Annotated in this window: 13 protein-coding genes and 2 pseudogenes; 12 read left to right on the forward strand and 3 right to left on the reverse strand. The window is 55.5% G+C overall.

The window, feature by feature from the left end; all coding sequences use genetic code 11:
- Nucleotides 1-149: 149 nt before the first annotated feature.
- The 7 genes and pseudogenes from JOE39_RS26375 to JOE39_RS17985 form a co-directional block, all read left to right on the forward strand.
- Nucleotides 150-1,832: pseudogene (locus tag JOE39_RS26375) on the forward strand (RHS repeat-associated core domain-containing protein); the annotation flags it as partial.
- Between the two features lie 340 nt (nt 1,833-2,172).
- Entirely contained in the window at nt 2,173-2,550 is a 378-nt protein-coding gene (locus tag JOE39_RS17960) for a hypothetical protein (protein WP_024664553.1), read from the forward strand.
- A gap of 97 nt (nt 2,551-2,647) precedes the next feature.
- On the forward strand, nt 2,648-2,974 hold the full coding sequence (locus JOE39_RS17965; RefSeq protein WP_348635360.1) for a DNA/RNA non-specific endonuclease: 327 nt from the start codon (nt 2,648-2,650) through the stop codon (nt 2,972-2,974).
- A 1-nt stretch (nt 2,975) separates the two neighbouring features.
- The gene (locus tag JOE39_RS17970; RefSeq protein WP_210078528.1) at nt 2,976-3,407 is read left to right on the forward strand and encodes an NTF2 fold immunity protein; all 432 of its coding nucleotides are present in this window, start codon (nt 2,976-2,978) and stop codon (nt 3,405-3,407) included.
- A gap of 350 nt (nt 3,408-3,757) precedes the next feature.
- A complete protein-coding gene (locus tag JOE39_RS26570; RefSeq protein ID WP_348635361.1) occupies nt 3,758-4,165 on the forward strand; it encodes a hypothetical protein in 408 nt (135 codons plus the stop codon).
- An 8-nt stretch (nt 4,166-4,173) separates the two neighbouring features.
- The gene (locus tag JOE39_RS17980) at nt 4,174-4,542 is read left to right on the forward strand and encodes a hypothetical protein (protein WP_210078527.1); all 369 of its coding nucleotides are present in this window, start codon (nt 4,174-4,176) and stop codon (nt 4,540-4,542) included.
- Nucleotides 4,543-4,752: 210 nt separating this feature from the next.
- Nucleotides 4,753-5,371, forward strand: a pseudogene (locus JOE39_RS17985) (type IV secretion protein Rhs); the annotation flags it as partial.
- Nucleotides 5,372-5,434: 63 nt separating this feature from the next.
- On the opposite strand, the gene JOE39_RS17990 reads toward JOE39_RS17985, so the two are convergent.
- Entirely contained in the window at nt 5,435-6,760 is a 1,326-nt protein-coding gene (locus tag JOE39_RS17990) for an OprD family porin (protein WP_024664976.1), read from the reverse strand.
- A gap of 472 nt (nt 6,761-7,232) precedes the next feature.
- Entirely contained in the window at nt 7,233-7,454 is a 222-nt protein-coding gene (locus JOE39_RS17995; RefSeq protein WP_003343801.1) for a hypothetical protein, read from the reverse strand.
- Nucleotides 7,455-7,672: 218 nt separating this feature from the next.
- Here JOE39_RS17995 and JOE39_RS18000 point away from each other — a divergent pair, with 218 nt between their 5' ends.
- Both JOE39_RS18000 and JOE39_RS18005 read left to right on the forward strand, forming a co-directional pair.
- Nucleotides 7,673-8,002, forward strand: coding sequence for a DUF2790 domain-containing protein (locus JOE39_RS18000; RefSeq protein WP_003343803.1), 330 nt, complete (start codon nt 7,673-7,675; stop codon nt 8,000-8,002).
- 279 nt (nt 8,003-8,281) lie between these two features.
- Nucleotides 8,282-9,541, forward strand: a complete 1,260-nt coding sequence (locus JOE39_RS18005; RefSeq protein WP_003396859.1) for a sodium:proton antiporter — start codon at nt 8,282-8,284, stop codon at nt 9,539-9,541.
- Here JOE39_RS18005 and JOE39_RS18010 read toward each other — a convergent pair whose 3' ends face one another.
- A complete protein-coding gene (locus tag JOE39_RS18010; protein ID WP_024664977.1) occupies nt 9,542-10,441 on the reverse strand; it encodes an AraC family transcriptional regulator in 900 nt (299 codons plus the stop codon).
- Between the two features lie 282 nt (nt 10,442-10,723).
- Between JOE39_RS18010 and JOE39_RS18015 the strand changes: the two genes are divergently transcribed.
- The 3 genes from JOE39_RS18015 to JOE39_RS18025 all read left to right on the forward strand — a co-directional run bounded on the left by JOE39_RS18015 (nt 10,724) and on the right by JOE39_RS18025 (nt 13,808).
- Nucleotides 10,724-12,040: a sugar ABC transporter substrate-binding protein gene (locus JOE39_RS18015; protein WP_024664978.1), complete on the forward strand. Its 1,317-nt coding sequence runs from the start codon at nt 10,724-10,726 to the stop codon at nt 12,038-12,040.
- 39 nt (nt 12,041-12,079) lie between these two features.
- Nucleotides 12,080-12,853, forward strand: coding sequence for an L-iditol 2-dehydrogenase (locus JOE39_RS18020; protein ID WP_024664979.1), 774 nt, complete (start codon nt 12,080-12,082; stop codon nt 12,851-12,853).
- Nucleotides 12,854-12,983: 130 nt separating this feature from the next.
- Nucleotides 12,984-13,808: a DeoR/GlpR family DNA-binding transcription regulator gene (locus JOE39_RS18025; protein WP_003316379.1), complete on the forward strand. Its 825-nt coding sequence runs from the start codon at nt 12,984-12,986 to the stop codon at nt 13,806-13,808.
- Nucleotides 13,809-13,859: the final 51 nt, after the last annotated feature.

The raw sequence follows: 13,859 nt of genomic DNA on the forward strand, positions 1-13,859 counted from the left end.
AGGCAATGTTAATATTGCCCTGGCTTATTGCACAAAGACAATGTTTTTTTACCCTAATAGGAAGTTCTGTCTACCTCATCGACACCCTATGCACTGCAACGTAAACCCAACGGAGAAGTGCTGCGCAAGGCCAGATCATCCCGCTGTACCGCAACGCCCGTGGCCTGCCGATCAGACGCCAGGACCCCAAGGGTTTTATCGTGGGCTACCAGTACGACAAGGCCCTGCGCCTTGCCGCGCTAATCAATGAAAACGACGCCACCTACACGTTCGCCTACGACGACTCCGACCGGCTGATCGAAGAAAAGCGCATCGACCAACTGACCCGCCGTTTCAGCTACAACCTCGGCGGACATCTGACTCAGGTCGAGGAAATCGGCTACAGCGAGAAAGGTGAGCGACCACAGCGCAGCACGCATTTCGAGCGCGACCCGATCGGCCGATTGCTGGCCAGACTCAACGACGACGCCCGTCAGGATTTCACCTACGACGACAGCGACCGCCTGCTGTCCATTCAGCGCACGCCCACCGACGGTGGCAGAAAGATCGGTGTCACGGCTGAAAAACTGGAATTCGCTTACGACATTCTGGGCCGCCTGACACAGGAATCGTCGCCACAGGGCGCGCTGACCTACGACTACGATCCACTCAGCAACCTGACCACACTGACCCTTCCCACCGGTCAGCACCTCAACCATTTGTATTACGGCAGCGGTCACCTGCACCAGTTGAACCTGGATGGCCAACTGATCAGCGACATGGAGCGCGATGACCTGCACCGCGAGATCTATCGCACGCAGGGCAAACTCACCAGTTGCTTCGGCTATGACGCACTGGGGCGCAAGACCTGGCAGTACGCAACCACCCTGCCCGCGGAAAAACTGTCACAGATCCAGAACCCGCTCATAAAGCCAGAGCGCTACGTCGAGCACGCCTACAACCCGGTCCACCGCCGCTACGAATACGACCCGGCCGGCGAGCTGAGCCGCACCCTTGACAAAATGCGTGGCGAGGTCACCTACGAGTACGAAGCCAACGGCCGCCTGCTTGAACACAACCCCGAAAAACGCTTCTACGGTGAAGAGTTCCGCTACGACGCTGCCGGCAACCGCCTGAACTTCAACACCAGCCGCTTCGACCGCGTCAAAGACAACCGCCTCAAAAAGTGGAGCAACCACGAATACAAGTACGACGCGTGGGGCAACCTGGTCGAGAAAATCGTCGGCATCGTCCGCTGGCAGACCTTCACCTAAGACAGCGAAAACCGCCTGGTCAAAACCGAGACCATGGCCAACAGTCAGGTGGAAAGCACCAGCAGCTATCAATACGACAGCCTGGGGAGACGCGTTGGCAAACAGTGGGAGATCAAGGGGCAGACCGACCAGAAGCGCTTTCTCTGGCAGGGATTGCGGATGTTGCGTGAAGAGGGTCCTGAGCAGAGCAGCCTGTACCTCTACGAGCCAGGCAGTTATGCGCCACTCGCCCGTGTTGATCAGCGCGAAGGTGAGGCGGAGAACAGGATTTATTACTTCCACACCGACCAGATCGGTACACCGCTGGAGATGACCGACGCCGAAGGGCAGATCGTCTGGCAGGCCAAATATCGGCCGTGGGGGGCGATTGAGAAGCTGGTGGTGAACGAGGTCGAGCAGAACCTGAGGTTTCAGGGTCAGTATTTCGATGTGGAGACGGGGCTTCACTACAACACGTTTCGGTATTACGATCCGGAGATTGGGCGGTTTATCACGCAGGATCCGATTGGGTTGGCTGGGGGATTGAATCTATATCAGTATGCTCCTAATCCAATTCGGTGGACTGATGCTCTCGGTTGGGCTTGCGAACTGTTCCGGGGAGTGAGCGCCAACCATCCAGCTATTGATGATGCTCGGAAAGGCATAGCTAAACCTGCAAAAACTGATAGCACAATCACTCCATCGGAACACAACTATGGTGCCGTATCAGACGTCAGCCCTTACACTTCATGGACAAGGGATTTAGAAATCGCTAAATGGTGGGCAAATAAAGATGGCCCAGGTGGTGTGATTCTCGGCACACCTACAGGCGCGCCCAAGCCAGGAGATAACTGGCATTGGGAGCTATCTCCAGACGAATGGGGTGAATCAGAGCTACTGCTTAAAGGAGTCCGGTCTAAACTAGAGGTTTTTAACCCAAATGAACTTTAAAACAATCAACCAAGAAACTATTGAAAATATATTAAAATCTGACGACATAGATATGCACACAGCCAAAGTCCTAGAGCAGGCCAAGGCATGTATTGAATTCATAAGCGGGTTAAATCTTGACATCTATAATATGGATAGCAGCTCAAGCATGAGACAAATTATAGATTACAGAATAGGCACTATTGAGAAAAGCGGCAGAACTTTCTACGGAGCAAAAGAATGCACGCTCAAGTTAGACAAATTAGCACCAGACCACCCGGTCAGCTGGATCGCTAAAAAAGTGAAAAACAATATTCTAGTTTTAATAATCGACCGCAAATCCAACAGCGTTATACATGCAATGTCAACCGCTACTAAAAGCACTTAACATTAGGTATATAGAGCCCAATAAAGACCTCGTTAAAATAGCTACTGATTTGAAGTTGGCGTAGTATGAAACAACGGCTACGATTACCAAAGCCGACATCAAAAAAGGCGGAACTGCGACAAACGCGTCGTCCCGGAGTTGGGCGAGAAGTCTTGGCAATCCGGACGATGATGCTGGTCACATAATCGCTAAGCTTCTTGGTGGATCGGGTGGTAAGGATGGGGTGTTTCCGCAATTAAAAGGAATAAACCGTGGTCAATTTAGAGCTTTTGAATCGACTATCGCTAGCACTGTAAACAAAAGAGGGCCGGTTGACGTTGAGCTTAATTTTATATATGGCAGCGGCGGTACGAGGCCTACATCTATAACCTATGACGTCTATCGACAAGGCAATAAAATACTAGAAGGTATATTTGAGAATTAATATGAACGATAAAGAATTTTCAAGCCAAATACTGGAAACCATTGAAAATTTCATGAAAGAAATGAACGTATGGGAAACGGAATTTTTCAGACTAAGAAAAAAAGAAATAACAGAGGGTAAAGACAATTTTTCCTTAAAAGAAGTTTACAGAAACAAACTAGGAGAAATACTAAAAAAATATGCTATAGAAGACAAAAGCAACTTTGGCAGACTAATAGACTTAGGCTCTACGAACCCACCCACATACGACCCCGACAGCGATGTATTGGAAACAATAGCTAGCGAAAAGAACTCTGCCACTATAAAAGCCCAGCAAACTGTTGGAGCAGAAACCTTATCTAAAATAACACTAAAACTACAAAACAACGAATGGTTGATAAAGAAAAAAGAGATCTTAAGCCATGATGATAAATGGCGGCGCGCCCCATTATAAATTACTGAACCAGAATGTAACTCTTACTCACATAACAGAGTATTTACAAACTGAAAGCACGGCCTCTGTACGCGCTCGTCATAGTCAATCAACGCGAAGTTGGAAGCGAAGAAAGCACTTCCATATCACTTCACGCTGACCAAATTGGCAAACTATTGAAGATGGTCGAAGCATGGGAGGGGCTGGCGAGCAAGTCGCCTGGCAGACAATATCGGACTTGCGGGAATGATAGAAAAGTTTATGGTGAACTAAGTCGAGCATAATCTGAGGTTTCAAGGACAGTATTTCGATGTAGAGACAGGCTTCACTACAACACGTTTCGGTATCACGATCAGGAGATTGGGCGGTTTATTACGCAGGATCCGATTGGGTTGAGTGGTGGGGATAATCTCTATCTGTATGCGCCTAATCCTTATGAGTGGGTTGATCCGTTCGGTTTATGCAAAAGCTCTGCAAGTGGTGCAAAGGGAATTGATGAGATTTTTGATGCAGGGCGAATGCCTAAAGCAAGTGAACTAAAAAAGTATGCAGAAGCTCAGGGTTGGAAACCTTCTAAAACCGACGGAGGACCTCTCAAATACATTGATGAAAATGGTATTCCTCGTGTAACAATAAAACAAGGTAGCTCACGAGCTCCAGGAAGTGCTGATCCGCATGTTGAATTTAAAAACGCAACGGGCCAAAGAACAGATGCTTTTGGCAATTCTGTAACTAGAAAAAGCCCAAATGTTCACACCCCGATTGACTTTGATATATAAGGGACTGTATGAATTACCACGAAATTCAGGAGCTTTCGAATTTTTACTTCGGGGATAGCTACGTCTTAGCAATTGAAGAAGGTATTCGATCATTGACCTTCACGTTGGAAGCCGTTGTTTTAGAAAGTCACCCGATGTATGAAAAGCCTGTAACTAGCGAGCAGTATTGCTACCGAAAGATTTCGCTATGCTTTCTAAATGTGGACTCTTTTGAATGGATCGACAGAAGGTTCATAGCGTTCTCAGATTCTTCTGGCGAAACTGATTATGGGAATATAGACAGTTTTTCGAGCAGCAACGACGGCTACACCCTATCAGGTGACTGGGGAAAAGTTATAGTTAATGGTAAGGCAATAAAAATGGCTGTCACTTATTAGCATGTAAAAATGCGCCACCTCAACTGCATGCTAAACTGTAGCAACTTCCAACGAGGCAACATTAATTGAGCCTATGCTGATTGTTGATATTGAAAGTTTAAATATTGATCCCTAATACTAAAAGTCAGTTCTTTAAAAAAAACTACACATCACCACACTGGAATGCAAAACCGGCGGCAATTGCTTAGCATCAATCATCCGGATGATTTTTACTACGGCAGCGGTCACTTGCACCAACTGAACCTCGATAGCCAGTTGATCAGCGATTATGAGACGCAAGACCTGGCAATACGCAACCACCCTACCCGCGGAAAAACTGTCGCAGATCCAGAACCCGCTCATAAAGCCAGAGCGCTACGTCGAGCACGCCTACAACCCGCTCCACCGCCGCTACGAATACAACCCGGCCGGCGAGCTGAGCCGCACCCTCGACAAACTGCGCGGCGAGGTCACCTACGAGTACGAAGCCAACGGCCGCCTGCTTGAACACAACCCCGAAAAACGCTTCGACGGTGAAGAATTCCGCTACGACGCCGCTGGCAACCGCCTGAACTTCAACACCAGCCGCTTCGACCGCGTCAAAGACAACCGCCTCAAGCAATGGAGCAACCACGAATACAAATACGACGCGTGGGGCAACTTGGTCGAGAAAATCGTCGGCATCGTGCGTTGGCAGACCTTCACCTACTACAGCGAAAACCGCCTGGTCAAAACCGAGACCATGGCCAACAGTCAGGTGGAAAGCACCAGCAGCTATCAATACGACAGCCTGGGTAGGCGTGTTGGCAAACAGTGGGAGATCAAGGGTAAGACCGACCATCGACTATTGTGAGAATATTCACGCCTCATCAAAAAAAGCGCCCCAAAGGACGCTTCACTCAATCATCCCCCCTCAAAGCACACTCAACGGATACTCCACAATCACCCTCACCTCATCCAGATCCGATTCGAACGCCGTAGCCCGGGTCGTTGCCTGGCGCACGCGCAGTGATAGGTCTTTCAGTGATCCGGTCTGCACGATGTATTTCGCTTCGATATCGCGCTCCCAGCGTTTTTGATCGGTCAGCGGGTTGCCTTGTGCGTCGCGGCGCATGTAGGTGCTGTTGGCGTTGGAGTAGTCGGCGTCGGTGCCTTTGCCGTAGCGGGTCATGAATGACAGGCCGGGTACGCCGAAGGTGGACATGTCGAGGTTGTAGGTGACCATCCACGAGCGCTCCTTGGGTGAGTTGAAGTCGCTGTACTGGATGGAGTTGGCCAGGTAGATGGAGTCGGACTGCCTGAGGTAGTCGAAATCATCATCACCTTCGTTGCGCTGGTGCGAAAGCGACAGGGTGTGTGCGCCGTATTGCAGGGCGAGTTTTGCGCTCCAGATGTCGTTGTCGAATTCGCCGAGCAGTTTTTTGCCTTCATCGGTGGCGTTGTAGTAGTTCAGGCTGCCGGTCAGTGCGAGTTGATCGGAAAGTGGCAGCACATAAGACGCCGAGGCGTATTTCTGATCCCAGACATCTTTGAGTCGGCTGGTGTAGAGGCCAAGGCTCAGCGCGTCGGTGGCCTGGTAGTCGCCGCCGAAGTAGGCGACCCATGGTGCGTCGACCGCGCCGCCGTAGAAGGTGGCGAAACCGTCGCGCAGGTTGCTGGAGACGGGCTGGCTCATGGAGTGCAGGCGACCGCCCTGCACGGTCAGGCCGCTGATGCTGTTGTTGACCGCGGTAACGCCGCGGAAGCTCTCCGGCAGCAGGCGGGAGTCGCCGAAGGCAACCACCGGCGTGGACGGGAAGACATCGCCGACGTTCACGACGGTGTCGAAAGCCCTGGCCTTCAGCGAGCCGCCGACTTTGGTGTACTCGTCCCGGGCGTTGCCTTGCTCATCGACCGGCAGTACATCGAAAGCGCTGCGCCCACCGTTTCTGCCATCCCCCGTGTCGAGCTTGATGCCGATCATGGCAAATGCATCGACGCCGACGCCGAATGTGCCTTGAGTGAAACCTGACTGGAATCGGCCGATGATGCCCTGCGCCCATGCTTCTGAATAGCCATTGCCGGTCGGGCTGGACTCGCCATTGCGGTGGTCGCGGTTCATGTAGAAGTTGCGGTTGAGCACCGTCAGCGTGCTGCCTTCGATGAAGCCGTCTTTCTGTTCTTCGGCGAGTGCTGTAATCGGTGTTACACCTGCCAGTGTCGAGCACAGGGCAAGGGACAATGTTCTGAGTTGGGTCATATGTGCTCCGATGGATCGGCAGATTGTTTTAAACGTGTCGACCTGGCTCTTTTTATAGGTACGAGAGCTGCCAGCGGGGCACCATCTTGAAGTGGCGAAGATAACGTCGAGGTGACGGCGGGATTACAAATATGAAAGGAAGTGAAGTACCGCCTGCGTTAGTTCAATACGGTGAAACAGGCATTGAACGGATACGTCTGTTTTTATTCTCGCCGAAGGCCGTAGGAGCAGGCCGGGCGACGTTTCGCTGGTTAGCTAAGATGGTGCATTTGCAGCGAGCATGCCGGCCTCTTCGCGAACAAGTTCGCTCCTACGCCCTTCGGGCAGATGCATGAAAAACGCTTATCGCCGACGTTTCTGCCAGGAATAAAAAAAGCGCCCCGAAGGACGCTTAAAGATTCGCCCCGACCAAAGGAGCAGGGAGCTGCTACAAAGGGCGAATAGGGGTGCAGCGGGTCGGGTAGCAAAGGCATCAGCCTTCGGACTTGGTCGACCGTTCAGCCTCGGCTTTCTCGTCGGCATTGACGTACCGCTCGGCTTTGCTGCTGTTCTGTTCCTTGAAACGCATCTCTTGCGCCAGGCGCATCTTGTCGGCAGCGGGGCTTGCGTACTCGTTACCGTCGTCGGCAAAGGCTGCAGTGGCGGACAAGGCAGCTACGGCGAAGACCATCGATTTGACCAGTTTCATCATCATTACCTTTCTCGGTTGAATGTCGGACCTGCGCAGCGCTCGGCGCTCGTCAGGGATGAAACAAGCTTACGGAGGGGGAGCTAACAGGAAGGTGAGCGAACAATGACAATACTGTTAGGAAGCTGACATCTTCGAGATGACCGATTTGTAATGTTTCAGCAACCTTCCGGTTAGTGCGCATTGGTTAGGGTTAAGCCACATTCAAACGGAGACAAAAGAAAATGCGCACAGCCAAATCGTTGTTACTTGCTCTGGTTATCCTTTCGCCCATCAGTGCTTTCGCCTACACCTCTGATGAAGTCAAAGCCACTACGGTGATCAAGGAACACCAGGCCAGCGTGCAGAAGTATGCCGCCCTCCATAACAAGCCGATGCCGGAGATCAAGGAGTACACCTACGGCATGAAGCTGGACGTTGCCAAGCTGGTCCGCAAGTCCCCGGATCTGCAAACCTGTAGCGTGATGCCAAAACTGATGACCTACGAAGACTCCAAGGGCAAGCTGAACACGGTTCAGTACCAGGTCCTCAGCGGGTGCAGAAACAGCCAATGATTCTGAACCTGCCAGGAAGGCCACTCAGCGTTACATCCCCCGTCAGCCCGGACAGTCATTCGGGCTGACTTTTTTGCGTCTGCAATGCCCTCCCTCCCCCATCTCAAATCCAGCTTCGTTTGGTGATTCCGGCATTTTTTGCAACATCACCGCCTCTGCGTGGTCAACGCAAACCCCACTGTGGCGTGTCGAGATGTGTCTGGACGTAGTTCCGGTCCATCAAACACAGGCTCGGTTACGGTGATCGAGACACTGCACTTACGGATTCTGGAATGACCGATGCTTGAACTCGCTGCTGGTTTTATCTGCCTCACTGCGCTGCTGACCTACGTGAACTACCGTTTCATCGGCCTGCCGCCCACCATCGGCGTGATGGTCACCGCGCTGATGTTTTCGTTGCTGCTGCAAGGGCTGAGCTTTCTGGGCTATCCCGGCCTGGAAGATCGCGTTCAACAATTGATCGGCCAGATCGACTTCGGCGACCTGCTGATGAACTGGATGCTGTCCTTTCTGCTGTTCGCCGGGGCGCTGCACGTCAACTTGGGCGACTTGAGAAGCTACCGTTGGCCCATCGGCCTGTTGGCGACCTTCGGGGTGCTGATTGCCACCACGGTGATCGGCGCACTGGCCTACTGGATCTTTGCCCTGTTCGGCTGGCACGTCAGCCCGTTGTACTGCCTGCTGTTTGGTGCACTGATCTCGCCCACCGACCCGATCGCGGTACTCGGTGTGTTGCGTACCGCCAACGCCTCGAAACCGCTGAAGACCACGATCGTCGGCGAAAGCCTGTTCAACGACGGCACCGCGGTGGTGGTGTTCACCGTGCTGCTGGGTATCGCGCAGCTGGGCGAGACGCCGACGGTTGGCGAAACCGCTCTGCTGTTCGTCCACGAAGCGGTGGGCGGTGTGCTGTTCGGCGGCCTGATCGGTTACGCCGTGTACCTGATGATCAAGAGCATCGAGCAGTATCAGATCGAGGTCATGCTCACGCTGGCGCTGGTGATCGGCGGCTCGGCGATGGCGTCTGAACTGCATGTGTCCGGTCCTATCGCGATGGTCGTGGCCGGCCTGATCATCGGCAACCTGGGACGCAATCTGGCGATGAACGACATGACCCGTCGTTACATGGACGGTTTCTGGGAATTGCTGGATGACATGCTCAACGCGCTGCTGTTCGCGCTGATCGGCATGGAGCTGTTGCTGTTGCCGTTCTCGTGGCAGCACCTGATTGCGGCCAGCCTGCTGGCCGTGGCGATTCTGCTGTCGCGCTTTGTCACCGTCGCCCCGGCCATCCTGCTCCTGCGTCGCTGGCGCAAGGTGCCGCACGGCACGATCCGCATCCTCACCTGGGGCGGCTTGCGCGGCGGTGTCTCGGTTGCGCTGGCGTTGGCCCTGCCGACCGGGCCGGAACGCGATCTGCTGCTGAGCATCACCTACATCGTGGTGTTGCTGTCGATCCTTCTGCAGGGCCTGACCATCGGCAAGCTGGTGAATGCCGTTACCCGCGCCCCGCAGGCGAAAGAGCCGGCAGAGCATTGATCAGACCGATGCGGCGGCGCGCCGGTATTCACTGGGCGTCTGCTGCATCTCCACGCGGAAGTGTCGGTTGAAGTTGGACAGGTTGGCATAGCCGACTTCAAAGCAGATGTCCGACACCGACATCTCGCTGTGCAGCAGCAACCGGCAGGCCCGCTGGACCCGCAGTTTGCGCATCAGATCGATAAAACAATGGCCCGTGGTGCGCTTGAAGAAGCGTGAAAACCCCGGATCGCTCATGTCCAGTCGCTGCGCGATGACGGACAGGCGAATATCGCTGGTCAATTCGGTCAGCAGATAGTCGAACGCCTTGTTGATCCGTTCGGAGCTGCGCGCATCCAGGGTCGGTGCATACCAGGTGCTGGCCAGCAGGCGAACCTCCTGCGCAGGCGCTTTCATCAGCGTGTTGACCAGTTGCAGGAACAGAATCAGCCGCTCCAGCCCCTGAGCAGGGCCAATCTTTTCAAGTAGGCGTGCAGCCTGCACCGCTGTCGCACCGGTGAACTCCAGGCCGCGTCGCGCCTGCTCGAACAGACGCTGCAAGTCACCCATTTCCGGCAGCGTGCCGCGCAAGGCGAGCAACGCTGCACCGTCGAACTGCAGCACCACGTCCCGCCCGGGCAGATGCTCACCGGGGGCCAGATCGCCAATCCAGTCATGCGGCAGATCCGGACCGATCAGGGCCACATGCCCTGCTGCGAACTCACCGATGTAATCACCGGCCACCAGCTTGCCGCTGCCCTGGCGGATCAGATGAATTTCGAATTCCGGATGATGGTTCCAGCGCGCCAGTGCGTAGGGATAGTCGTGCTCGTACCAGCGAAAGCAATGGTCGGGCTGCGGGAGGATAACCTCAAGCTCGGCAGGGCGCTGCTCGAGCAAGGCGGCTCGGCTGTCAGGCACGGGATGCCCCTTTTTATCGTTATGAATGCGCTGTGGACGCTTGAACATACGCCCTCGCGCCCAGCCAAGGCTAGCCCGCGATCAAACCGGCACTGATACTTTTTTGCTTTCGGACCGCCGGAGCGCGCTCGGTTAAAAAAGTATCAGTCGATGATCCGCGCTGCGTTTGTTCAGCCCTCTGAGGGCTGCTGTAATCGAGCCGTCCACCAGGGTGACTCAACCGTGGCCAACAACAAAAACAATGACTCCCGCCAGACGAGGCGCGGGGTGGAGAGCACTACGATGAACATTCGGAAAACGCTTTTCCTGTCCGCAGGCGTGTCCGCCGCCCTTTTCAACCTGACCGTTCAGGCTGCCGAAACCGTGACCATCGCCACGGTGAACAACGGCGACATGATCCGCATGCAGCGCCTGTCGAAAACCTTTGAGCAGCAGCATCCGGACATCAAACTCAACTGGGTAGTGCTCGAAGAAAACGTCCTGCGTCAGCGCCTGACCACCGATATCGCCACGCAGGGTGGCCAGTTCGACGTGTTGACCATCGGCACCTACGAGACCCCGCTATGGGGTGCCAAACAGTGGCTGGAGCCAGTCACCGATCTTGCGCCGGACTACGATCTGCAGGACATCTTTCCCTCCGTGCGCCAAGGCTTGTCAGTCAAGGACACGCTCTATGCCCTGCCCTTTTACGGCGAAAGCACCATCACTTATTACCGCACCGATTTGTTCAAGCAGGCTGGCTTGAGCATGCCCGAACACCCGACCTGGACGCAGCTGGGCGAATTCGCCGCGAAGCTGCATCAGCCCGACAAGGGCGTTTACGGCATGTGCCTGCGCGGCAAGGCCGGTTGGGGCGAGAACATCGCCCTGCTCAGCACCATGGCCAACGCATTCGGCGCGCGCTGGTTCGATGAGCAATGGAAATCGCAATTGACCAGCCCGGAATGGAGCAAGGCTGCGAATTTCTACGTCAACACCCTGAAAAACTATGGCCCGCCGGGCGTGTCGAGCAACGGTTTCAACGAAACCCTCGCGCTGTTCAACAGCGGCAAATGCGCGGTGTGGGTGGATGCCAGCGTGGCCGGCTCGTTCACCACCGACAAGGCGCAGAGCAAGGTCGTCGACAGCGTCGGGTTTGCACCTGCGCCGGTTGAAGTGACCGACAAGGGCTCGTCATGGCTTTACGCCTGGTCGCTGGCGATACCGACTACCTCGAAACACAAGGATGCAGCCAAGGCGTTCATCACCTGGGCAACGTCCAAGGCGTATATCCAGCTGGTCGCCGAGACAGACGGCATCAGCAACGTACCGCCTGGCACCCGCACCTCCACCTACAGCGAGGCTTACCTGAAAGCTGCGCCGTTCGCCAAGGTCACGCTGCAGATGATGCAACACGCCGACCCGGCGCACCCGTCGGCCAAACCCATGCCCTACGTTGGTATCCAGTACGTGACCATTCCCGAGTTTCAGGCCATCGGCACCTCGGTCGGCAAGCTGTTTTCTGCCGCGGTGACCGGGCAAACCACCACTGAACAGGCGCTCACAGCCGCGCAGGCGGTGACCGAACGCGAGATGAAACGTGCCGGCTATCCGAAATAGACCGCCAGCCCTCAACTGTATTGAACGGACGATGAACCCATGAAACGACTTGAAGGTAAAAGCGCGCTGATCACCGGATCGGCGCGAGGCATCGGGCGGGCGTTTGCGCAGGCGTACATTCACGAAGGCGCTCGTGTGGCGATTGCCGATATCGACCTGCAACGCGCACAGGCGACAGCGACAGAACTGGGACCCAACGCGTATGCGGTGCGGATGGACGTCACGGATCAGTCGTCCATCGATCAGGCCATCGCCGCAGTGGTCGCCCAGGCCGGCAAGCTGGATATCCTGATCAACAACGCCGCGCTGTTCGACTTGGCGCCGATCGTCGACATCACCCGCGACAGCTACGAGCGGCTGTTTTCGATCAATGTCGGCGGCACGCTGTTCACCTTGCAGACAGCAGCCAGGCAAATGATCGCCCAAGGGCACGGCGGCAAGATCATCAACATGGCCAGCCAGGCCGGGCGCCGGGGCGAGGCGCTGGTGGCGGTGTATTGCGCGACCAAGGCTGCGGTAATCAGCCTGACCCAATCGGCCGGGCTGGACCTCATCAGGCACGGCATCAATGTCAACGCCATCGCGCCGGGTGTGGTCGATGGCGAACACTGGGACGGCGTCGATGCGCTGTTCGCCCGCCACGAAAACCGGCCGTTGGGCGAAAAGAAAAAGCTGGTAGGCGAGCAAGTGCCTTTCGGGCGCATGGGCACAGCGGACGATTTGACCGGCATGGCCATTTTCCTGGCTTCAGCGGACAGCGAGTACGTGGTCGCCCAGACCTATAACGTCGACGGTGGCAACTGGATGAGTTGACGTGCGACGGCGGTAAAGATGAGCCGAACCGCGCAAAAAAGCCTGCAACCGCTTCCATTGCCGAAGCGATTGGCTAAGATGCGCGGACCGTCTGCTGCCTGAGACGGCTCATTGATGTACAGGAGTACGAATGTCCACTGAAGAGGAGATCGCCATTTCCGGCGGTACACCTATGATCCCTGATCAGCGCCGGGAGCTGATGCTGCGTCAGTTACGCAAGCATCAGGTGCTCAGCGTGCATCAGTTGATGGAGATGTTCGATTGCTCGCACATGACCATCCGCCGCGACATCGCCCTGCTGGAGCAGGAAGGTCGTGCCTACTCGGTCACCGGAGGCGTGCGCATCGCCAGCCAGGTCCACAGCGAACCCAGCCACCAGTCCAAGGCGGTGGTGGAGTTGCCGCACAAGCAGGGCATGGCGCGGCTCGCAGCGGGGTTGTTGCACCCGGACATGACGATCTATCTGGACGCAGGCACCAGCACACTCGAAATCGTCCCGCACATCATCGCGCTGTCGGGCATGACCGTGGTCACCAATGATTTCGGCGTGGTCAACGCGTTGGCCGATGCTGCGCATGTGGATGTGATTCACACCGGTGGGCTGCTCGATCATCCGAACCGCTCCAGCGTTGGCGGCCTGGCAGCGGCAACCTTGCGCCAGCTGGCGACCGATGTGGCCTTCATGTCCACCAGCTCGTGGGACCTGCAACGCGGCACCACCACACCGTCGGCGCTGAAGGTCGAGGTCAAGCAGGCCGCCATGCAATCCGCCTCGCAAACCGTGCTGATCGCCACCAGTTCCAAATACGGCACCTTCGGTATGTACAAGGTCGCCGGGCTCGAGCAGTTCGATACCATCATCACCGACGCGGCCCTGGCCGAAGCGGCTGCCGACGGGATTCGCAAGCAGCGTATCGAGTTGCTGCTGGCACCAGTGGGCGGCCGTTCGAAGTAGTTTGCCTCAAGGCTGGCTGATACCAGAGGCAAATAGCAGGCATAAAAAAAC

The sequence above is a fragment of the Pseudomonas sp. PvP100 genome (assembly GCF_017833055.1).
In the GTDB taxonomy this organism is placed as follows: domain Bacteria; phylum Pseudomonadota; class Gammaproteobacteria; order Pseudomonadales; family Pseudomonadaceae; genus Aquipseudomonas; species Aquipseudomonas syringae.

Bases quoted from the DNA above. Each gene is read 5' to 3' on its own strand.
- JOE39_RS18020 (WP_024664979.1), top strand. From the start codon at position 12,080: ATGAAACGACTTGAAGGTAAAAGCGCGCTGATCACCGGATCGGCGCGA.
- JOE39_RS17995 (WP_003343801.1), bottom strand. From the start codon at position 7,454: ATGATGATGAAACTGGTCAAATCGATGGTCTTCGCCGTAGCTGCCTTG.
- JOE39_RS18015 (WP_024664978.1), top strand. From the start codon at position 10,724: ATGAACATTCGGAAAACGCTTTTCCTGTCCGCAGGCGTGTCCGCCGCC.
- JOE39_RS17960 (WP_024664553.1), top strand. From the start codon at position 2,173: ATGAACTTTAAAACAATCAACCAAGAAACTATTGAAAATATATTAAAA.
- JOE39_RS17980 (WP_210078527.1), top strand. From the start codon at position 4,174: ATGAATTACCACGAAATTCAGGAGCTTTCGAATTTTTACTTCGGGGAT.
- JOE39_RS17970 (WP_210078528.1), top strand. From the start codon at position 2,976: ATGAACGATAAAGAATTTTCAAGCCAAATACTGGAAACCATTGAAAAT.
- JOE39_RS17990 (WP_024664976.1), bottom strand. From the start codon at position 6,760: ATGACCCAACTCAGAACATTGTCCCTTGCCCTGTGCTCGACACTGGCA.
- JOE39_RS18000 (WP_003343803.1), top strand. From the start codon at position 7,673: ATGCGCACAGCCAAATCGTTGTTACTTGCTCTGGTTATCCTTTCGCCC.
- JOE39_RS18025 (WP_003316379.1), top strand. From the start codon at position 12,984: ATGTCCACTGAAGAGGAGATCGCCATTTCCGGCGGTACACCTATGATC.
- JOE39_RS18005 (WP_003396859.1), top strand. From the start codon at position 8,282: ATGCTTGAACTCGCTGCTGGTTTTATCTGCCTCACTGCGCTGCTGACC.